The 19,891-nt window shown below is 52.4% G+C and carries 19 protein-coding genes and 1 pseudogene; 8 read left to right on the top strand and 12 right to left on the bottom strand.

Going from position 1 to position 19,891, the window contains the following annotated elements; translation table 11 throughout:
* Positions 1-6: 6 nt before the first annotated feature.
* The 3 genes from upp to IPN95_14870 are packed head-to-tail and all read right to left on the bottom strand — an operon-like array spanning position 7 to position 2,899.
* A complete protein-coding gene (gene upp, locus IPN95_14880) occupies positions 7-669 on the bottom strand; it encodes a uracil phosphoribosyltransferase (GenBank protein MBK9450658.1) in 663 nt (220 codons plus the stop codon).
* Positions 648-1,622 carry a hypothetical protein gene (locus IPN95_14875; GenBank protein MBK9450657.1) on the bottom strand — a complete coding sequence of 325 codons (975 nt, stop codon included), beginning with the start codon at positions 1,620-1,622 and terminating at the stop codon, positions 648-650. Before IPN95_14875 ends, upp begins: the two co-directional genes overlap by 22 nt.
* Complete coding sequence (locus IPN95_14870; GenBank protein MBK9450656.1) at positions 1,619-2,899, bottom strand: polysaccharide deacetylase family protein; 1,281 nt, start codon at positions 2,897-2,899, stop codon at positions 1,619-1,621. Before IPN95_14870 ends, IPN95_14875 begins: the two co-directional genes overlap by 4 nt.
* 89 nt (positions 2,900-2,988) lie before the next feature.
* On the opposite strand from IPN95_14870, the gene IPN95_14865 reads away from it, so the two are divergent.
* Positions 2,989-3,867, top strand: coding sequence for a glycosyltransferase (locus IPN95_14865; protein ID MBK9450655.1), 879 nt, complete (start codon positions 2,989-2,991; stop codon positions 3,865-3,867).
* Between the two features lie 33 nt (positions 3,868-3,900).
* On the opposite strand, the pseudogene ppk1 reads toward IPN95_14865, so the two are convergent.
* The 6 genes and pseudogenes from ppk1 to IPN95_14835 form a co-directional block, all read right to left on the bottom strand.
* Positions 3,901-5,987, bottom strand: a pseudogene (ppk1, locus tag IPN95_14860) (polyphosphate kinase 1).
* Positions 5,988-6,087: 100 nt separating this feature from the next.
* Entirely contained in the window at positions 6,088-7,056 is a 969-nt protein-coding gene (locus tag IPN95_14855; protein MBK9450654.1) for an SGNH/GDSL hydrolase family protein, read from the bottom strand.
* Positions 7,057-7,155: 99 nt separating this feature from the next.
* Entirely contained in the window at positions 7,156-7,818 is a 663-nt protein-coding gene (locus tag IPN95_14850) for a hypothetical protein (protein MBK9450653.1), read from the bottom strand.
* A gap of 65 nt (positions 7,819-7,883) precedes the next feature.
* Positions 7,884-8,792, bottom strand: coding sequence for a hypothetical protein (locus IPN95_14845; protein MBK9450652.1), 909 nt, complete (start codon positions 8,790-8,792; stop codon positions 7,884-7,886).
* 113 nt (positions 8,793-8,905) lie between these two features.
* The gene (locus IPN95_14840) at positions 8,906-9,430 is read right to left on the bottom strand and encodes a dihydrofolate reductase family protein (protein ID MBK9450651.1); all 525 of its coding nucleotides are present in this window, start codon (positions 9,428-9,430) and stop codon (positions 8,906-8,908) included.
* Positions 9,431-9,437: 7 nt separating this feature from the next.
* Positions 9,438-9,833 carry a co-chaperone GroES gene (locus IPN95_14835; protein MBK9450650.1) on the bottom strand — a complete coding sequence of 132 codons (396 nt, stop codon included), beginning with the start codon at positions 9,831-9,833 and terminating at the stop codon, positions 9,438-9,440.
* A gap of 150 nt (positions 9,834-9,983) precedes the next feature.
* Between IPN95_14835 and IPN95_14830 the strand changes: the two genes are divergently transcribed.
* Positions 9,984-10,421: a DUF1573 domain-containing protein gene (locus IPN95_14830; protein MBK9450649.1), complete on the top strand. Its 438-nt coding sequence runs from the start codon at positions 9,984-9,986 to the stop codon at positions 10,419-10,421.
* 72 nt (positions 10,422-10,493) lie between these two features.
* Here IPN95_14830 and IPN95_14825 read toward each other — a convergent pair whose 3' ends face one another.
* Positions 10,494-10,718, bottom strand: coding sequence for a hypothetical protein (locus tag IPN95_14825; GenBank protein ID MBK9450648.1), 225 nt, complete (start codon positions 10,716-10,718; stop codon positions 10,494-10,496).
* Between the two features lie 291 nt (positions 10,719-11,009).
* Between IPN95_14825 and IPN95_14820 the strand changes: the two genes are divergently transcribed.
* From IPN95_14820 to IPN95_14800, 5 genes are all read left to right on the top strand, one after another.
* Positions 11,010-11,168: a hypothetical protein gene (locus IPN95_14820; protein MBK9450647.1), complete on the top strand. Its 159-nt coding sequence runs from the start codon at positions 11,010-11,012 to the stop codon at positions 11,166-11,168.
* A gap of 104 nt (positions 11,169-11,272) precedes the next feature.
* On the top strand, positions 11,273-11,641 hold the full coding sequence (locus IPN95_14815) for a BlaI/MecI/CopY family transcriptional regulator (protein MBK9450646.1): 369 nt from the start codon (positions 11,273-11,275) through the stop codon (positions 11,639-11,641).
* Positions 11,638-12,753 carry a M56 family metallopeptidase gene (locus IPN95_14810; GenBank protein MBK9450645.1) on the top strand — a complete coding sequence of 372 codons (1,116 nt, stop codon included), beginning with the start codon at positions 11,638-11,640 and terminating at the stop codon, positions 12,751-12,753. Before IPN95_14815 ends, IPN95_14810 begins: the two co-directional genes overlap by 4 nt.
* A gap of 98 nt (positions 12,754-12,851) precedes the next feature.
* Positions 12,852-14,111, top strand: a complete 1,260-nt coding sequence (locus tag IPN95_14805; GenBank protein ID MBK9450644.1) for an Hsp70 family protein — start codon at positions 12,852-12,854, stop codon at positions 14,109-14,111.
* A 67-nt stretch (positions 14,112-14,178) separates the two neighbouring features.
* Complete coding sequence (locus IPN95_14800; GenBank protein ID MBK9450643.1) at positions 14,179-14,637, top strand: nucleoside 2-deoxyribosyltransferase domain-containing protein; 459 nt, start codon at positions 14,179-14,181, stop codon at positions 14,635-14,637.
* Positions 14,638-14,641: 4 nt separating this feature from the next.
* Here the strand turns inward: IPN95_14800 and IPN95_14795 are convergent, their stop codons facing one another.
* Positions 14,642-16,105 (bottom strand): hypothetical protein, encoded by a 1,464-nt coding sequence (locus tag IPN95_14795; protein MBK9450642.1) that lies wholly within the window; start codon positions 16,103-16,105, stop codon positions 14,642-14,644.
* A 133-nt stretch (positions 16,106-16,238) separates the two neighbouring features.
* Between IPN95_14795 and IPN95_14790 the strand changes: the two genes are divergently transcribed.
* The gene (locus tag IPN95_14790; protein ID MBK9450641.1) at positions 16,239-18,101 is read left to right on the top strand and encodes a M3 family oligoendopeptidase; all 1,863 of its coding nucleotides are present in this window, start codon (positions 16,239-16,241) and stop codon (positions 18,099-18,101) included.
* Here the strand turns inward: IPN95_14790 and IPN95_14785 are convergent.
* The gene (locus IPN95_14785) at positions 17,984-19,819 is read right to left on the bottom strand and encodes a hypothetical protein (GenBank protein ID MBK9450640.1); all 1,836 of its coding nucleotides are present in this window, start codon (positions 19,817-19,819) and stop codon (positions 17,984-17,986) included. The two genes, IPN95_14790 and IPN95_14785, sit on opposite strands and share 118 nt — an antisense overlap.
* Between the last annotated feature and the right edge of the window lie 72 nt (positions 19,820-19,891).

Raw genomic sequence — 19,891 nt, 5'->3', positions numbered from 1 at the left:
CAGAAATCAGCCGCTTGTTTTGGAACCGTAGGCCAAGTCTCCGGCATCTCCGAGACCAGGAACGATGTAAGCCTTGGCAGTCAACTCATTGTCCACTGCGCCCACGAAGATATGCGCATTGGGAAGGTGACGACGCACATAGTCGAGACCCTCTTCACTTGCGATCAAACCCGCAAGAAACAGCTTGTCGGGCACACCGTGTGCGGGCGTGATCGCCTGCGCGCACAACACGATGCTGCGCCCACTCGCGATCATCGGATCGATCAAAATAACGGTTCGCTCATCCACATTGGGCAAAGCCGCATATTCGACCTTGATCACAAAGTCATTGCCCTTGGTTTTCTGACGGAACGCGCTGATGAAACCGTTGTCGGCATTGTCAAAATAATCGAGGAAGCCTTGGTGCATTGGCACGCCAGCCCGCAAAATGGAAATGAGAATCGGCTGATCTGAAGGCAATTGCATTTCCAATTCGCCCAAAGGCGTCGTGACCGCCTTCTTCTCGAAGGTCATGTGCTTGCTCAGTTCGTAAGCAAGAATCTGTGAGCAACGCAAGAGATTCTTCCGAAACCGCATACGGTCACCCTGAATCGATTGCTCCCGCAACTCATACAGAAACTGGTTGAAAATGGAATTGTCTTGGCCGACTATCGTAACTTTCTTATCCATCTTACAAACAAAGGTAGTTGATTTTTCTCAATCGTCAGATAGGGGACCGGCGCACCGCCAAAACCCCTGAAAAAGCCTTCTATGCCCTCGATCATACTGCCTTCGAAGTCAAAAACCCGGGAAGAGGTTGCAGACTTTTTGATGGCGAAATCGAGGAGCAGTGTCATGGCACCCTGTGAAGTCCCTTCGGGCGATTGCGCAGACATGAGATAGGCAGTTTTGCCGGCAAAGTTGCCAAACAACCCGGAGGCAATCACTTGACCTTGCGCGTTATGCACTTCCAGCAGGAAGCCCAGTTTTTCTTTGAATAAAACAGGAATCAGTGCTTTGAGCTTGGTGATCTCATCGGGCTTGAGCAAGAATTTCCCGGATGTATGATTGGCCTCGATCAGCCTGAGAAGTTCTGCGCCATCGTCACACGTCTTCACATCCAACCCATTGGATGCCGCCTTCCGGATGTCGTAGCGTGTATCGCCATCATAGGCCTTTTCCAAAGCCGCGGCACCGATGCCCAAGTTTAGCCGGTAAGTGTACCGCGTTTTGAGCGAATAACCAGCCCAATGAAAAGGATGCGGATAATCAAATTCGGGGGCGAATCCATTCAGAAACCAACGAATGCTGGAAGGTATCGCTTCCAAAGCAGCCTTGACAATCTTTTTGCGGGTGCTGAAATGTTTGTAGTTGCCCGAATCCTTGTCCGGACCGAAAAATATCCCCCAATATTGGCAGAAGGCGGGTTGCAGCGCGTAAGTCATTCCCGCCTTGGACTTGACCAGCAAAGGCATGATGGCGACAAGTGTATGGTCTTGCCAAACTTCAATGGCCTGCCAACCCGGCGCGACGACATCCATATAGGCTGGATGCGCATAGACCGCTCCTTGTGGTGACAGCAACAGGAATTCGATCCACTGTTTGCGGTCGACCTCGTTGTGCTGTTTCAGGATGGCCTTCATTGTTGGAGCAATTCAACTGTCTTGCGAATCACAGAAAGCCAGCCTTTCCATTCGCCGGACTCGCTAAACGTTTCATTGTGCAAGATAATCACAAATTTTCCGCCTACGGCTTTGATTTGGCTGATCGCCTCGGCAATGGCCGTTTGGGCCTGCGACGGTTGCAACCCTTGGTATTGCAGCAGGCTCCTGTCCATCACCATGGCCGGAACAAGGACAAGTGAGGTGGCGGTGTTGTGTTCGAGGTCAAACCAGCGATAGGGCAACGCCACACCCGTCGGTGCGCCTGATCGCGTGCTTTGGCACAGACTGTAATCGCGCTGTATGCCCAATTCGAGCAGTTGCCGAAAGGTCTCCGGAGTTTTGTAGCGCAGGTAATGTTGGCGGGAAATGGAAACCGGCCCCACGATCTTTTCCAGATTTTCCTTCTCCGAACGCATTTTTTCCGGGTCGACCGAGCTCATGTAACTGGGGTGAATACCAATTTCAAAGCCTGCCGATTTCCATTCGCGGATGAGGGTTTGGTAGGGATCCATCCCGAAGTCGTAGCGGCTGTCGTTGGGATGCTGACCGCCGGAGAGGAAAAAGACCTTGGTTTTTGCGATCGGGCAAATGTCTTTTACCAATTCCAGTACAGAAAACGGATCCGCTTGCTTACCCGTGAGTACAGCCCAGCGTTCGGTGGTATTTCCGCCCTTTGCAAGGTCCTTCAATAAGCCACCCCACTGCACTAACCTTGGTTTGTGCAGGTATTTCCAGGGCTGATCGATGTCAATGGTGATTTCGAAGTCAAAAACAGGCTTTGGAAGGGGCGTCGAAAGCAACGGTTGAAGCGCCTCACTGATTTCGTCCAGCCATTGGTGGACGGTCAGTTGGCCGGTGGAATCCGGATAGCGGCCGTGGGAATCCAATTCGAGGGGTTTGCCGGGCTGCAGGAGTGCATATTGGCTCAGCACAAAGAAAATGCGGGCAATCAGGTCCTCCTTGAGCAATTTTCCGGAGGACGGTACTTCCCAAGGGATGATTTCGTTCAGCGGCCGAATATGATCTTCGTACAACAACCCGTTGCAAGGAAACGCCGGAATTCCCGGCGTTGCATTCGGAAGATAGGAACAAATGAAAAACCCATTCGAAGAGTCCTCAGCCACCTCATCCAGAAGCAAAATCCTGTATTCCATCCCCAAAAACGCTCCAAAAATCGTTTCCAGCGCATACATCACACGCGGGTGACGCTGCGCGACCACGATGGCAATCTTGGGGATGGAGGGCGATGCCGACATTTCAGCGGGAAGTTAAGAAAGGCATTTCGCTTTTGGACGTGGTGCAGAAAGATTGCAACATCAAAGGTCGCCGCCTAAATTGCAGGCTGATGAAAATCGAATCCCATAGCGTGACGCTCCAAGGCGATGCCAAGTTCAGCATTTTGATTCCCACGTGGAACAATCTCGCCTACTTGCAGCTATGTGTGGATTCCATCCGGCGGCATTCCACCTACGCCCATCAGTTGATCGTCCATGTGAACGAAGGCAGTGACGGAACCCTCGCATGGGTGCGCGCCCAAGGGCTCGACCATACCTATTCCACGGAAAACGTGGGCGTCTGCCATGCGCTCAATGCTGCCGCCAAGCTTGCGTACACGCCCTACATCTGCTTCCTCAACGACGACATGGCCGTTTTGCCAGGTTGGGATGCTGCGCTCGTCCAAGAAATCGAATCGATCGGCCATGACCGTTGGTTTGTTTCCGGTACGATGATCGAGCCGACCGATACCCATAACCCCTGCGCCTTGGCGCCATTTGATTTCGGGCGCACGACTGCCGACTACCGCGAAGCGGATTTGCTGGCATCCTTCTCAAGCTGGCAAAAACAAGATTGGTCAGGTGCCACGTGGCCGCCCAATGTGGTGCCGAAGGCCCTTTGGGACGAGGTCGGTGGCTACTCCGTCGAATTCAGTCCCGGGATGTCGTCCGATCCTGATTTTTCCATGAAACTCTGGCAGGCGGGTGTGCGGTATTTCAAGGGTGTGGCCCAAAGCCGTGTTTACCATTTCCAGACCAAAAGCACGGGCAAGGTCAAAAAAAATGACGGCCCAAGGCAGTTCCTGGAAAAATGGGGAATCACCCAAGGAACCTTCGCCAAGTTTTACTTACGGCGAGGGAAAGCCTGGAAGGGTTCACTTTCCGAACCAGGACCTTGGCTGCCGCTCAGCTTGGCGCGACTTAAATCGTATTTCAAGAAGAAATTGTAAGCGGATACTCGCACAAGCTGTGCAGACAGAATATTAGTCCTGCTTATTGATCGTGTCGATTTGCCGCTGACGGTCAGCAGCTTGCTGTAAGAAATATGCCTGGGAGTTCATCAACTTCTCATTGCGGCGCGGCTGCGCGCGGATGAAGCTGCCATCCTGCTGCAAAAGCCGGGCCTTTACATTGTCCTTGAACATCACCTCGAGGATTTCCAGCACACGCTCCTTTTGTTCCGGATCCTCGAGTGGGAACGTGATCTCGACACGGCGGTTGAGGTTGCGTTGCATCAAGTCGGCGCTACCCATGTAGATTTTCTGTTCGCCGTTGTACTTGAAGTGGAAGATGCGGCAATGCTCCAAAAATCTGCCGACGATGCTGCGTACCGTGATGTTTTCTGAAATTCCGGGTACCCCTGGTCGTAAACAGCAAACCCCGCGCACGACCAAATCGACCTTCACACCTTTGATGGATGCACGGTACAAGGTCTGAATCATCTGCGGATCCACAAGTTGATTCATGACCATCTGAATATGGCTCGGATGCTCAGGAGAATGGTTGGTAATGCAGAGCTGTATGAGCTTGACCAAGTTGTCGCGCAGGTTGATCGGCGCCACAAACAATTTCCGCCATTCCCGCTGACCGCTGTAACCCGTTAACAGATTGAACAATTCAGAGACGTCCTTTCCGATGGACTCATCGGCGGTCATCAGGCCGATGTCGGTGTAGATGCGGGAAGTCCGGGCGTTGTAATTGCCGGTACTCATGTGTACGTAACGGCGAATCTGCCCCTCTTCCTGCCGCACGATCATCAGAAGTTTGCAGTGCGTTTTGAGGCCGAGAAGTCCGTAGATGACGTTGACGCCGACGTGCTCGAGTTCCTTGGCCCAGACGATATTGGTTTCCTCGTCGAATCGGGCCTTGAGTTCGATGAGGGCAGTGACCTGCTTGCCTTTGGCCGTGGCTTCCTTGAGTGCCTGTACGATGGCACTTTTCCCGCTCGTGCGGTAGAGCGTGACCTTGATCGCGAGTACCTGTGGGTCGCGCGCAGCCTCCTGTGCAAGGTCGATCACATGGTTGAAACTGTCATAAGGGTGTTGGAGCAACACGTCTTGCTTGCGGATCGCGTCAAAGATGGAGGCTGATTTTGTGATCCTCGGATGCAGGCTCGGTGTAAAGGCTGGATCCTTGAGATCGGGAAACGGCAAATCCAAAAAGTGGATGAAGGAGGCGATGTCCAATGGACCGGTGATATCATAGATGGCCCTTTCTTGGAGCCCGGTCATTTCCTGCAAAAATTTCCGGTTTTCAACGGGCATTTTATCCGATACCTCAAGCCGGATCAACGTTCCCATTCTTCTTTTGCGCAACTCCCTTTCGATGAGCTTGAGCAGGTCATCGGCCTCAGCCTCCGAGAGGTCCATGTCGGCGTTGCGGGTGATTCGGAAGCAATTGGCACTCAGAATGAGCATGTTGGGAAACAACATGTCGAGGTGTGGCGCCACTAAATCTTCGAGGAGCAAACAATCCGCCTTGTTTTTCCCAGCCAGTGGAATAAACCTGTTCAGAAGGCTCGGCAGGGCAAAACCGCAATTTTCCGTTCCTTTTTCATCGCAGGGTCACGCAATTCGACCAACAGATTCAGGCCGAGGTTGCGCAATTGTGGAAACGGGTGAGAGGGGTCGACGGCAAGCGGTGTCAGGACGGGAAATACCTTTTCCTTGAAGTAAACCTCGAGGTCTGCCTTTTGTTCATTCGTAAGCGTATTGTAGTACCGAATGCGAATCCCCTTTTTGCGAAGGAGTGGCATGACATCCTCGTTAAGCAATAAGCCATGCTTGGCGACGTCTTCATGGACTTTGTTGGAGATTTGCGTTAGGGTTTCGCGGGGAGCGAGCCCGTCTTCTGGCAGCTCATGTATGCCTGCAGCCAATTGCTCTTTGAGCCCGGCCACACGAATCATGAAAAATTCATCGAGGTTGGAGCTGAAGATGGAAAGGAACTTCAGGCGCTCCAACAAAGGGTGGTTTAGGTCTGCGGCCTCTTCGAGAACGCGTTCGTTGAATTTGAGCCAGCTTAGTTCGCGGTTGAAGTAAAGACTGGCATCTCTCAAGTTAAGGGCCATGATGGGAGCATTGAATTTTCTAGAAAGGCGAAAATAGATGCATTGACCCGCACATACAAGGCTTCAAGCCTTTCCAAGCAAAATGAATCCGCCGCAGCGCTTACTTAAGTACCTTCTGTTCCAGATATTTCTTCAGTGAAACGGCCATCAGCTGATGGGCGATCGGGTTGGGATGACCATTGTCGAGCGAGATCCGAAGGAGGGGCCTTTCCAAATTTTCACTGATATCGACCGTGTGAAGGCGATCAAGGTGAAAGATGCGCAGCATGCTGGTGGTTTCTTCATGGCGGTAGATGCCTGCAAGCACAAAATGTGCACCTGCCTGATGACTTGCCTCCGCAATGCGCCGGATGAGAATTTCGGTGACGTACTTGCTGCGCAAGCCCTTGTCTTCGTTGCGGTTCCAGCGTTCCTCGATCAAGGAAGGAAGGGCGAGATGGCGTTGTAACGGTAGCGGATGGTATTGGAGTTGTGCGTAGTGTACATGGAGCGAATCGTTTTCGTCGAGGCGGATGTAGGGGTAGCGCAGACCTTCTGCGATTTGCTGACCGTGGAGCGCTTTGCGCCAGTAACGGTTGGCGGTGTTGCGCTGATCATGGAACGCGCCGTAGGCGAGAACGACCAATGCGGGTTTTTGTCCCTTGGCAAGCTCGTGTCTCAGGGTCATCCAGTTTTGAAATGTACCATAGCCATCCATTCCGAAATTGCGCACGCGGTAGCCGGGCATCAATTCTTGCAGTTGCGCGGGATAGGTTTCCATGTCATTCACTCCGTACCCATGCGTGAAGCTGCAGCCGAGAATCCAGATTTCGGGAAGGCTGTCGGGCATCGAGTGTGGGCTGCTAATGCGCCATCCAGTGGAGTCATGCGTGACGGAAAAGGGAAGTTTGTTGTTGATCGAAAGGTCGAATTTTCCAGGTTTCCCACGGTAACCCAATGTAGAATCTGCTTGGTAAAAGCTGCCTGCCGGTTGGATGGAGATGGTTTGGATGGTTTCCGTCCATGGACGGAAACCCATGAAGCGCGCTGTCAATTCGCCAGCGATGCCGAGCACCAAAAGTACGCCCAAAATGTAAAGGGAGCGGGCAAGCAGTCTACGGACGCGCGAGGGCTTTTTCGGTGGGGAAGCCAAGGTGATTCAAGAATTGGTCAGAATGCGAAGTGCCGATCAGTCCTCGGAAGAGGCGTCTTCCTTGTCTTCTTTTTCCTTCTTGGGTTTCTTTTCCTTGACGGGCTTTTCGGCAGCAGGCTCCTTTTCAGTGGGCTTGAATTCGTCATCATGCGGCTGCAGCTTGTACCAAGCATTGTAAATCTGCACGATTTCCTGGATCTTGTCGTAGCCGAGCTCCTTGGATTTGATTTTCTCGGCCAACTCGGCATAGTCGCCAAAGTATTGCCGCATTTGTACGCGGAAGTTGGCAGCGTCCACATTTACCCGCAAAGGGCTTGCCATTTCTTTTTCGTGAAGAAAGTAGCAGGTGTGGTCGCTTCCGAAAATGCCGACACCGTCATACCGCAGCAAACGCACTTGCCCTTCCTCGACGACGAGGACAAAGTCCTTGACGCGCTCAGGAAACTTCCCGCGCAGCACCTCGATCACGTGCTCCTCATAGACCTCATCCTTGCGTTGAAAGCCCACAATTTGACGACGCGTATAGATATGTACCGCGGCATTTTTGGATTCTTTGTACGACCAAGTGATGCCTCCTTGTTCAGCAACAAGCCCAACAAGGGTGTCGCCATCGGATGTGATGAGCTTGCCAGGCAGAAATACTTGCGCTTGCAGGTCCAGACCGGCAAGCAGGATGATCAAGCAAATGAAGTTTCGCATTGCACCAAGTTAAGAAAATAAGCTAAAATCAATGCCTTTCGCTGGTGATTTTGCCGTTGACAGGCTCATTCATCGGTTTCGTTGCTGTAATCATACAGCTCCAAGGTCGCTTTTCCGTCTGCGTATTCGAGTCGTGCCTCGGTGAGCCGCCCCTGTTTGTCAAAGGTGTTTTTGCGCAGGACCACGGTTTCTGCAGGAACAAAGTGTTTCCAATCCGGGAGGTAGCGAATCTCAACCAATCGGTTGTTTGCGTCATATTTGTTTTGTGTCTCCAAACGTGGCGTAGGTTCATTTGCGGCAAAGTTTAACTCCTGAACGGAAAACCACTGGTCCCGAAGCAGATGTTCATCACGGTTGCTGACTTGACCTTCGATCAGTGTCGTGACGACGATCTTGTTGTCTTGGTAGGCGTAGGACTTTACCAGTTGCGGCTTTTGTTTGGATTCGGGAACAAAAACGGATTCCTTGGAAATGCGCGCCTCGGAATCCAATTCAATCGTTGTGCTGTCGACCAGAGTGCGCTTCGTTCCTGATAGGAGATAGTTTGCCGTTGCGTTCAGTATGCCGAAATTGTCATGGTAGTACACCTTTTCACGGCTTTGGATGAGCTTTGTCGAATCTGCGTTGTTGGTATGATACAGGCGTAGCGTTTCAGATTCGAGCAGCCCGTACGCAGCGTATTGGAAATTGATTTCTTGCTGGACCATCGCACCTCCGCGAATGAACTTCACGAGCTTGACCCGTCTTCCCTCAGCATCAAAGGTGATTTGACGATCGATGTTTTTTGCCAAGCGAATGGACTTTCCAGTTGTGGAACGCGCACTTGCAGAGTCCACATTGGACTGATAGACCGTTACTGTGCGGATGCCAAGCGCCTGGCAATGGCTTGCTGGGAAATAGTCATATTCCGGAACCTGTGTCCAAGCTGTGGCGAAGGGCAGGCATAACAAGAGTGTCAGTAAGATTTTGCGCATCAATTTTTGGGCATCGCCTTGAGAATGAGCGGAAAGTTAGCGAGGAATGGTTTTTCTTGCAAAACGAATGCAAAGGGGAGATTCCATTCCAAGTATTGTTGGAGGAATGCGCCTTAGGTGCGTTGAAGTCTATAACTCAGCTCGATGAAACCATCCGGCAGCGGATAGAGATCAAACAATTGCAAGAGCGTATGTTTTCCCAGCGAAGCCATCAACGGTTGACCATTGCCCAAGACGATCGGCGAAACGGTGACGATCAATTCGTCAATCCAGCCTTGCTCGACCATGTAGCCATTCAATTGCCCGCCGCCGACCACCCACAGGTGTTGGATGCCCAATGCATTCGCCTTGTCCATCACTTCTTCCGGGCGAATGAAATACGTGTCCGGCGTGGTAGGTTGCGCCGTCGAACTCGTCACGACCAAACATTGTTTTTTGCGGTAGGGCCATTCCCCGTATTCCAATGCGGCTTCGTAGGTTTTGCGGCCCAAGACGACGCCATCGACAGCCTGCATAAACGGCAAAATGCGTTCAAAAACACCAATATCGGAGGAAAGGCTTTCCAGCCAATGTACGCTGTTGGCAGCGTCGGCGACAAAACCGTCGAGACTCGTGGCAATATGAATTGTTGTTTTCATGGGATGGTTAATTGATCAAATCCTCGTCGCGTTCGAGCATCAAGATCGAACCCTGTGGCACGATGAAATATTTTTCGTCTTCGTAGATGACTTCAAAGGCAGCGCGCTTTAAGAAGATGGCCAAATCCCCAACCTTGGTTTGCAGCGGCACATATTTGATCCGTTCGTCTGCCTCTTTCCAGGGCTCGAGGCTATCGTCGGTCGGCACTGGTATCGGGTAGCCCGGACCGATTTTCATGATCCATCCCCAGCCAATTTCCTCTTTTTCTTCGACTCCCGGCGGCAAAAACAATCCAGTTTTCGTGCGTTCGGTTTCGGCTTTCGGTTTGATCAGCACGCGGTCACCCACGATGATGAGGCGTGCGAGTTTTTCAGCGGGAGTATTTTCCGTCCTGGTTTTCATGAGAGCAAAGATAGAAACTGAAAAACCAGCCGGGGGATGTTTTGTTGCGAATGGGCCAAGGCAATTGTTAATAAACTAAAACAATAGTTGCACAACTATGAATTTAGTTTTAGATTTGTTGCAGGTTAAAAAACACTTCGTCTTATGAAAATGAAACAGTTTCTTCTTGCCTTGCTCCTTCCCGCCGCTTTGCTCGCATCCTGCCAACAGGAAACGGCTGGCGCAAAAATCACTGACCCAATTCCCGTGACCACCGTCTCGGATGAGGCTGCTCCCGCTGTGACCTCGATCGCCTTCGCCGAAACCTCCTTCAAATTTGGCCAAGTCCAAAAGGATGTGCCTGTCAGGCACCGGTTCACCTTCACCAACACCGGAACTGCAGATCTTATTTTGGAAACCGTCAAACCTGCCTGCAGCTGTACGGCCACGGATTACACCAAAGACCCCGTCAAGCCGGGTGAATCCGGCTATATCGAAGCCGAATATGGCGCAAAGACCGTTGGAACGTTCAGCAAAACGGTCACCATTACCGCCAACACGGATCCCAAGAATGTCATCCTGGCATTTGAAGGTGAAGTGGTGGAGTAAGTTCTGTCCAGCAAAATTGGGGTTAGGCGACTTTTGCAGTCGTCTATTCCCGTTTCAAGCTAAGAAAGGCGATTAGGGCAGCCGCATATAGGATTCTACATATCCGCATTCGAAGCAAGCCCAAGCCTCCAAAACATAGTGGACAGACCGGTCTGAAAAGAAAATTCTAGTTGGATCATACACCTCATGGACGACATGTAACTCCGAGGAACCGAAAAAGCTTTCCTGCCCACGGTCTTGGGTTTTCACCTTGTTGACTTTCGTACTTTTACACTTGATGCAGACTCCGTTTTTCATTTTCTAAAAGTTGGTTGGTGAATTTAATCGGTTTGAACCAATGCTCGGCGTTCTTTGCGAACCCTTTGCGAGCTTTGCGTTTAAGAGCAATCGAGGAAAACGCAAAGAACGCCAAGGTTAGCAAAGGACGCAATGTTGACGCGAGAGAATGGCTGTACCGAATTCAACCGTGGGGTCAGGAAGCGTTTTCGGAGGGAAATGTCAATCAAACACGTCGTCGGACGAAATCACGCAGCGAATGGGAATAATTTGTAAATTTTTGATTGGTAAATATTTTAAAGAGGAATGAAAATGAAAAAGAAAGTACTTGAACTTGAAGTCGAATTTATCGGCAGCCAAACCCATCGGTTGACGGCGGATGATGAAAAACAACTTTCAGAATACTTCAAACAGCAAAAGGCCAAAAACAAGCGGGAACGGGGAGTAAAGGACGAACAAACTGCTGGTTAATAATGGATTGGACGGCAATTGTCCTAGAAATCAAATGTGCTGACCACCTCCCCCTTGCCAACCATCCCCAAACAAACTATATTTGTAGTTCACGACGGAAACACATGAGCAAGAAGCTATTGACAGGGTTGGAATTGCAGGTGATGAACCAGCTTTGGGACCGCGAAAAGGCGTTTGTCAAGGCCGTGGTCGATGAATGGCCCCACGAACCCAAACCCGCCTACAATACGATTTCGACGGTGGTGCGCATCCTTGAGGAGAAAGGTTTCGTATCCCACGAGGCGTTTGGCCGCTCTCACCAGTATTTTCCATTGGTCAAGCGCGAGGAATACCAGAAAAATCTCATGAAATCCGTGCTGCAAAATGTGTTCTCGGGCAATGTCACCTCCATGGTTTCGACCTTGGTGGACAACGAGGACATTTCCAGCAAGGAATTGGATGCCATCCGCAAAATGATCGACGAGGCCGAATGAGCTTGTTGAGCTATATCTTCTCTACGATTTTGCTCTCTTGGATGGGCATCGGTGCCTATTTGCTCCTGCGTCAATTCCGGCCTTCGTTTTTGTCCCGCCGCATCGTCCTTTGGCTCGTGCTCACCGTGAGTCTGGTCTTGCCACTGACGCCGCCATTTACCCAGACCAATTACCGCCACATCACCGTTCAGCAAGATGCCAAGGCCTCCGAAGGCAAGACCTTCATCAGTCCGGTGCCGGTCGGTGCGACAAGCGTGCAGGATTTTTGCCATTGCGCCAAGCCGCATGCCGGCGACGTGATCCTCTACCAAACAAGTTTGGTCTACGACTTCCTGCTGCGCCACCAAATGGTGCTGCTTGCCCTGCTCACCGGATTCGGCTTCCTGCTCACCTTGCGCATTTTCGTGCAGCTCGGCCGGTTGATGGTGCAAACGCGCCGCCACGCAGCGGAATGGCTTGACATCGACGGCAAACAAGTGCGCATCGTGCGCGACATGCCCGGCTTGTCGGCAGCCTCCCTTCGATTGGGCGGCAAATACATTTTCTGGAGCGAATCCCTCGATCAAATGCCCGCCTTGGATCAGCAAGCCGTTTTGCTCCATGAATACAGCCACATCCGTCAGGCAAATTCCTGGGAAAAGATCTTCCTTGCCGTGTTGCAGCTGATTTGGTGGGTCAATCCCGTGTTTTATTTCATCTCCAAGGAACTCGAGCTCCTCAGCGAATATGCCGCCGATGCCTACGCGGTCGCACATACGGGTGGGCGCAAGCATTATGCGGGCCTGCTCCTGCGCATGAAGACGGGCGAAGCCTTTGCGCCGCTCCAATTTTTCAAGGGCAGCCGCCTGCGCCACCGCGTGGAAACGATTCTCCAGACCAAACCGGCCCCCAAAATGCACTTGGCCACGGCGACGCTCCTCTGGATCGCCCTCGTTCTCCCCGGTCAATTGCTCGCCAAAGCCATCGTCAAGGAGCAATTGCAAGACATCGAAGTCTATGAATTCCTCAAGGAACGCAACACCGAGACCGGCCAAGTCCAATTTTGCCGCAAATGCACCTACGAGGTCTGGCAAAATTGCTACGAGGAGCCTGTGGAGGAATGTGAGGAATAGGTGTTCTCGCTTGGTTGCCTTGGCCACATCTGAATCCGAATCTTGTTTCCCCTCCAAACAACCCTATCTTTGCCGTCCTTTTGACCCAAAATTCGCCCATGGCCCGCTACATCTACGGCATCGACTTTGGCACGAGCAACTCGGCGTTGGCCGTTCTGGATGTGGAGCGGCATGAGATTGTCAAGGTTCTGAGCATTCCTTCGGTCCTGTTTTTTCCTGAGTCCGGCGGCGAATCCCTTGTCGGCCGCGCCGCGATCGAGGGGTATATTGCCAGCGAAATGCGGGGGCGGTTCATGAAGTCGGTCAAGCGCATCCTGCCCAACAACCGCTTCCGTGACACTAAAATCGGCTCGAAACGTTATACCGCCGAGGATTTGGTCGCCCTGCTGCTCACCGCACTCAAAGCCGAGGCTGATGCTTGGGTCGGTGAATCGGTAACGACCGCTGTCATCGGGAGGCCGGTGATCTTTGACGAAGACCCTGAGCGCGACGCCCTCGCACAGGCAAGGCTCGCCAAAGCCGTCCAAATCGCGGGCTTCGAAAAATATTTCTTTCAGTTTGAGCCGATCGGAGCGGCGTTTACCTACGAAGGCAGCTTGGCCGGGGAGACACAAGTGCTCGTCGCCGACTTTGGCGGGGGCACATCCGACTTCAGCCTCATGCGCCTGAACCCGGCGCGTGCGCTCCTGCGTGACCGTTCGGCAGATATGCGCGCGAAAGGCGGCATTTACATCGGCGGGGATTCTTTTGACTCGGCGATCATGTGGGAGCGGGGCACGCCGCACTTTGGCCGCGGGCTCAATTTCCAAAGCCAACCCGGCAAATGGCTGCCGTTGCCGATCACATTCTTCCACAACATCTGCTACTGGGACAAGATGAACTTCTTTGACTCGGTCAAGATTCGCAACGACATCGACGACTACTACCACTTCACAGGCAAGCGCCCCGAACTGCAAAACCTGAAGACCTTGGTCGAAAAAAACCTCACCTACCAAGTTTTCCAGCAGATCGAAGCGACCAAAATTGCGCTTTCGACGCAAAATTCGGCGGTGTTTCAGGTGAACATGGAGGGCATTCGGTTCAAGGAGAAGATCAGCCTGCAAGCATTTTCCGAGGAGATCATCCAAGAGGACCTCGACCGCATTGACGGGTATTTGGGGGCATTTTTAGAGAAGCAAGGCGTCGTGGCCGATCAGGTGGATGTCGTCTTTTTGACGGGTGGAACCTCGCTTGTGCGTCCCGTTCGTGAAAGGCTTGCGGCCAGATTCGGCGCTGAGAAACTGCGTTCAGGCGATGATTTTGAAAGCGTGGTCAAGGGCTTGGCGTTGAGCTACCGCATTTTGGGTGAGGGAGAATGACCTTCGCTGCCGAATCGGAATCCAAAGGAAATGAAGGAGAATTCGCCAATTGTGTTAAATTTACACAATGAGAATTATCCGACCACCGGAAGCCGTTCCCAGCGAAGGCATCGCTGTCTTTTTGGCCGGCAGCATCGAAATGGGACTTGCCGCGCCCTGGCAAGACGCCCTTTCTGAAAATCTCCAAAACACCGAATTGATCTTGCTCAATCCGCGCCGATTGGATTGGGACAGCAATTGGCGGCAAGCCGCCGATGAACCCGCATTCCGTGAACAAGTACTTTGGGAACTGCAGGGCATGGAGCGCGCCGAATTGATTGTGATGTATTTGGATCCGGCAACCAAAAGTCCGGTTTCCCTGCTGGAGTTGGGCTTGCATGCGCGATCAGGGAAGTTGATTGTCTGCTGCCCGGAAGGATTCTGGCGCAAAGGGAATGTGGACATTGTTTGTCAGCACCATCGCGTGCCGCAGGTCGCCGACCTTGCTGAATTGGAAGCAGAAATCCGGACGCGTTTGGGCGTTTGAAGGTTTACTTAGATTTGCGGGCGCGCCGAGCGCGGTACCATTCGTCGAAGCGAATGACCTCTTGCCCGATCGGATCCCAATAAAGATTGGTTCGCAAATTTTCCAGTTGATTGGCTTCATCTTGAATCTGACCAAAGGCAAAACCTGTACGCTCTTGGGCCATCAACATTTTGAAACAAGCCTTCATGCGTGCATCGGGCGTGTACCTGCTCATGTGCTTGCGGAGGCTTTCCAGCTTCTGTGAGGCAATGTCGGGCTCGTTTTTATCCACCAAGATCATGATTTCAAAGAGCCGAATCGCCGTCAGCCAAGCTTCCTTGTCCAACCCAAACTCCTGACAATCCTGAACAAGCATCCAAGCATCCTTCAACGCACCCTGCCCGAATTTGACACAGGCACGGAGATAGGTAAACAAGCCTTGTATCAATGCATTTTTGCCAGCGGCCTTCAAAGCGGGTCCCGTTTGGATATCGGCGATCAGTTGATTCGCCTTGGGCAGATCCTGCAAATGGATCAAACAATAAAGCATGAAAATGGAAGTGCTCAGATAGGCACGAGATTCTTCGGTCTGGAACGCACGCGCCTTCTCAAATGACGTCCACGCATCGGCAAAGGCCTGACCCTGTAATTCCAGTCTGCCAAGCTGGAACAAACTGTCTGCCATGCGCAACGGACTGCGGATCCCTTCGTGGTGCGTGAGAATTTCCAATCCCTTCTTCGCGAAATCCCGACCCTCATCGAGCCGCCGCGTGAGATAACAGAGATGGACTCTCATCATTTGCACGAAATAGTCGGCCCGCACGCTGTAAACTTGACGCAGGGATTCCTCGAGTGCGGGAAGGTGGGCTTCGAGAAAGGCAATTCTGGCTTCGTCTCCCCCGATTTGACCACCGTTGAGTGTCATGAATTTGCGCATCAAACCCGTGGCATTGATGTCACATTCTTGCTGCTTGAGCGCCCGCTGAATTTGAATGCTCAATTCCTCGAATTTGTCGTTTCCACTGCGGTCCAATCCGCGCATGCGAATCAAGGTATCTACCTCCAATTCGGGCGTATTGCACTTGACGGCCAACTCGCGGGCTTTTTCGAGCCACTCCAAGGCAATGGCGTAAAGTTGCCGCTCCTGCAAAGAGGCGGCATAAAGCATGCATTTGCGGTATTCGATCAGGTCTTGATGGTAGGAGGCATTGCGGTCCCGTTTGCCGGCCTCAGGATTGAATGACAAGGTGAGGAACTCCGTCAAACGATCGGAGAGCCGGGTTTTCATCATGATGAATGCCTTGGAACGCGGATCGGCATACAGCTTTTGAGAGGCGGATTCATGGTTGATGTCGGGCTGATGGTCGAGCAGCTTGAGGAATTCCAGGGACTTGTTTTCTCCCTTTTGGTGAAAGGCTTCGAGGTAATTGCGAATCGCCTTCTTCTCGGAAGGGGACAAGCAGAAATACAGTGATTTTAAGCGATCCATTCTGGTTTGAGACTCCTGTTGGACGCCGCTGCTATGTCATTGACCATGATCGTCATGGGAATTGGCAAGCAGGTTGGCGTTGATTGTGAATCTGGCTCAATTTAAGTACTTTTGCCCGATTGTTACAAGCGCAATGGCAATCACTGTTCAACCCCCTCAGAAGAAAACCCGCAGCTTTGTTGCGGTCGATTTCAAAGTCACCGATTGGGAGCACCTCGCACCCTATTTCCAGCAATTGGCCGAAATGCCGCTCGACACCGTGGCCGATGTGGAGCGATGGCTGGAAATGTCATCCGAACTCGGTTTTGTCGTCGATGAGGACAAGGCGTGGCGGTTTATTCACATGACTTGCGACACGACGAGCGAACCCATCCGCAAGCTTTACGATCAGTTCAGTTCCGAGATTTTGCCGCAATTGTCGATTCAGGCGAATGAATTGCTAAAGAAACTCTACGATTCGCCAGCGTTTCATCAACTCGATCCGCAAAAATACCTCGTGCTCACGCGCAGCGTGATCAAGCGCATCGAGCTCTTCCGCGAGGCCAACGTCCCGCTCAGCACAGAAATCAGGAAACGCAGCCGCGAATTCGACGAAATCGCCAGCAGCTTTTTCATCGAAGAGGACGGACAGAAGCTCACCCTGCAAAAGGCTGCCGCATTGCTCGAGGTAAGGGATCGCAGTCGACGGGAAGAAATCTGGCGCAAAATCACCGGCGCAAGGATTGCCGAACGCGACCGCCTCAACAACCTCTTCAGCGACTTGCTCGAATTGCGGACGCAGGTCGCCAAAAATGCGGGCTTTGATTCGTTTGCCGACTTCAAGTTTGAGGCCTTGGGTCGGTTTGACTACACCCGCAAGGACTGCTACGCATTCCACGATTCCATCGAGAAGGTTGTCAAACCCCAATTGGTGGCCCGCAGCCGGGTGCGCCAACAAAATTTGGGCCTGCCCGACTTGCGCCATTGGGACTTGAACGTCGATGAATTCGGAAAGGACGCGCTGCATCCCTTCCAAAACGCATCGGAATTGATCGAAGGGTCGATTCGGATTCTCGACCGCCTGCGTCCGCAGATGGCCGACAACCTGCGGGTGATGCAAAGCATGGGCCACCTCGACCTCGAGTCACGATTGGGCAAAGCCCCCGGAGGTTACAACTATTCGCTGCCCGAGACCGGCGTGCCGTTTATTTTCATGAATGCCGTCGGTACGCAAAGCGACCTCACGACGATGTTGCATGAGGCCGGCCATGCGCAGCATTCATTCGCAACGCAACACATCAACATCGCCGAGTTCAAACACATGCCTTCCGAGCTCGCCGAATTGGCCTCGATGAGCATGGAGTTGATCACACTCGATTTCCTGGGTGAGTTTTATTCCGACTCCGAATCGTTGCGCCGCGCGCGCAGGGAGCAATTGATGCGGCCCTTGACGCTGCTTCCTTGGATCGCTGCCATCGATGCCTTTCAATTTTGGGTCTATGACCATCCCGGCCACACCGTCGCAGAGCGCGACAAAGCTTGGACCGATATTTTCCTCCGCTTCCACGGCGACTATATTTCCTGGGCTGGCGACGAAAACATCCTTCAATCGCTGTGGCAGAAGCAGGGCCATGTTTACGATGTGCCCTTTTACTACATCGAATACGGTCTCGCCCAGCTCGGCGCAATTGCAGTATGGCGCAACTACCGCAAGGATCCCAAAAAGGGATTGGATGACTACATGCATGCGCTTTCGTTGGGATATACAAGGCCAATTCCTGAAGTCTATGCCGCCGCAGGCATCCGATTCGACTTCTCCGAGCCCTATATCCGCGAATTGATCGACTTCATCGTCCAAGAAATCGAAAAAATCGACCGCAACGAGTTCTGGCTGCTTGATCAGCCCACCTGCCTCGATTCTGCAAATTCTCGGCCGAACAGCATCCGCAACCCACGGTGCCCCGGCAAAGGCAGCTTCGTGCTCTTCTCAATCCTTGCCACCGGATACCGCAGGTAACCGGGCTCCATGTGCTTCGAATGCTGATAGACAAAATCCATCTGCGCCCAGTCGCTCTTGGCGAAAGCGGTGTCTGACTTGATTTTCTCCTGAAGTTCCAGTTTGAGTTTGGGTTCGGCATCGAGCAGGCGCTGCGCTTCCGAATCAAACACATAGGGGCTGAAGTACTCCTTGCGGGAAAGGATCGGATCAAAGAAATTCCAGGAGAGGTAGCTGTCCACGCCTTGTGGCTCCAACGTTTCGACCAAAAAGCGGTTGGCTTCCTGATCCGTGAAGGCGACATAGTCACCTGCCCAATACTGCACTTGTTGGGTTTCCTTTTTCACTTCGATCCCGCTCAAGGGGAAATGCCCTTCGTAGGGACTTTCGGCAGACTTGTACTTGCTGATTTTGTACATGGCCGCCTCCACCGTGACGTCTTCGCTGAGGCGCTGCATCACCACACCGCTGAGTTTGAGCCGTTCGATCACGGCATCCCACGCCTGCGGAATGATGTAGGCAATAGGTTTCGTGACGGTGATTTCGGGGACGTATTTATTGTAGAAGGGGATGTCTTTGGTGAAGGGCAAGGTCTCGTCATAGGCAATGCGCGGAAATCCGGTGACGGTGCTGGGCGAAATGGTGGCCGTAAAACCCTTGAAGCTCAGCTTCTGACTGGTTTTGGGATCCAATTTCCAGCGAAGGGTGTATTCGGATTGCTTCTTGATGGCTTCGATCGCTTCCTTGCGCAGGCGGCCGATGATTTTGCGGTCGCGGTTCACGATTTTGAGCAGTTGCATGATGAACTGATAGGTGCCGTAAACCCGATCCTCGAATTTCTTGAGCATGTGCGCCTCGGTGGTATAGGCGATCGCGCCAAACAGCGAGGCGTAGCCTGTCGTGTACCGCGGCGCATCGTTGAAGGCGCTGATGCCCGAGTCAGGCAGCACTTCCCAATCCTTCGTCTGCACATAAGGACACATTTCGTAGTTGGCATCCTTCATTTTTGCCGTCATCTCAGGATTGAGCGTTGTTTCCATGTAGGCAGCCAAACCCGGATCGAGCTTGTCTTTCATGGTAGCGATATAGGTCATGATGTACTGATAATCGGCCCCGTTGCTGGTATGGGTGTCGATGAAGACATCGGGTCGCCATTCGGTATAAAGCTTGGCAAATGCACGGGCATTTTTTGAATCCTGTTTGATACAATCGCGGTTGAGGTCAAGGTTTTGACCATTTCCACGAAAACCGTAGGCCTCCGGGCCGTTTTGGTTGGTGCGGCTCACGCTGTTGCGCACCATCATGCCGTCGATGTTGTAGGCGGGGATGATGCAGATGACGATGTGCTCCAACAAGGGCGCATAGATTTTGTCCAAAACAAGGTCGCGGGCGAGGATCATGCTCGCGTCGATGCCGTCCGGCTCGCCAGGGTGGATGCCGTTCATGATCATGACGATGCGTGTGTCGGCTTGACGCAACGGCACTGGATTGAAAATCTTGCTTGCCGAGATCACGACCAATTGCAGCGGCCGACCCACGTCGGTCCCGTTTTCGACATCAAATATTTTGACCATCGGGGATTTTGCGGCCAAATCCTTGTAAAAGGTCATCATTTCGGCGTAGGTCGCTGATGTATTGGGACCATTTTTCTCGAATGGCGTGGGCAACTGCTCACTCACACCTTGGGCTGACAACCAACCGGAAAACATCAACAAAACGAGGGCAGTAAAACGAAACATGCGGAACGGAGATGAATTGGAATACATATTTCAAAAGCGCAGGGCAGATTTTGCCTGCAAGCTGAGGACCAA

The organism is Bacteroidota bacterium (assembly GCA_016718825.1).
GTDB lineage: Bacteria > Bacteroidota > Bacteroidia > J057 > JADKCL01 > JADKCL01.
Note: the sequence above shows the minus strand (reverse complement) of the source record. Positions and strands in the feature narration are given on the sequence as shown.

Bases quoted from the DNA above. Each gene is read 5' to 3' on its own strand.
- IPN95_14815 (MBK9450646.1), top strand. From the start codon at position 11,273: ATGAGCAAGAAGCTATTGACAGGGTTGGAATTGCAGGTGATGAACCAG.
- IPN95_14820 (MBK9450647.1), top strand. From the start codon at position 11,010: ATGAAAAAGAAAGTACTTGAACTTGAAGTCGAATTTATCGGCAGCCAA.
- IPN95_14850 (MBK9450653.1), bottom strand. From the start codon at position 7,818: ATGCGAAACTTCATTTGCTTGATCATCCTGCTTGCCGGTCTGGACCTG.
- IPN95_14870 (MBK9450656.1), bottom strand. From the start codon at position 2,899: ATGTCGGCATCGCCCTCCATCCCCAAGATTGCCATCGTGGTCGCGCAG.
- IPN95_14845 (MBK9450652.1), bottom strand. From the start codon at position 8,792: ATGCGCAAAATCTTACTGACACTCTTGTTATGCCTGCCCTTCGCCACA.
- IPN95_14795 (MBK9450642.1), bottom strand. From the start codon at position 16,105: ATGGATCGCTTAAAATCACTGTATTTCTGCTTGTCCCCTTCCGAGAAG.
- IPN95_14825 (MBK9450648.1), bottom strand. From the start codon at position 10,718: ATGAAAAACGGAGTCTGCATCAAGTGTAAAAGTACGAAAGTCAACAAG.
- IPN95_14805 (MBK9450644.1), top strand. From the start codon at position 12,852: ATGGCCCGCTACATCTACGGCATCGACTTTGGCACGAGCAACTCGGCG.
- IPN95_14785 (MBK9450640.1), bottom strand. From the start codon at position 19,819: ATGTTTCGTTTTACTGCCCTCGTTTTGTTGATGTTTTCCGGTTGGTTG.
- IPN95_14810 (MBK9450645.1), top strand. From the start codon at position 11,638: ATGAGCTTGTTGAGCTATATCTTCTCTACGATTTTGCTCTCTTGGATG.
- IPN95_14800 (MBK9450643.1), top strand. From the start codon at position 14,179: ATGAGAATTATCCGACCACCGGAAGCCGTTCCCAGCGAAGGCATCGCT.
- IPN95_14875 (MBK9450657.1), bottom strand. From the start codon at position 1,622: ATGAAGGCCATCCTGAAACAGCACAACGAGGTCGACCGCAAACAGTGG.
- IPN95_14865 (MBK9450655.1), top strand. From the start codon at position 2,989: ATGAAAATCGAATCCCATAGCGTGACGCTCCAAGGCGATGCCAAGTTC.
- IPN95_14840 (MBK9450651.1), bottom strand. From the start codon at position 9,430: ATGAAAACAACAATTCATATTGCCACGAGTCTCGACGGTTTTGTCGCC.
- upp (MBK9450658.1), bottom strand. From the start codon at position 669: ATGGATAAGAAAGTTACGATAGTCGGCCAAGACAATTCCATTTTCAAC.
- IPN95_14835 (MBK9450650.1), bottom strand. From the start codon at position 9,833: ATGAAAACCAGGACGGAAAATACTCCCGCTGAAAAACTCGCACGCCTC.
- IPN95_14790 (MBK9450641.1), top strand. From the start codon at position 16,239: ATGGCAATCACTGTTCAACCCCCTCAGAAGAAAACCCGCAGCTTTGTT.
- IPN95_14830 (MBK9450649.1), top strand. From the start codon at position 9,984: ATGAAACAGTTTCTTCTTGCCTTGCTCCTTCCCGCCGCTTTGCTCGCA.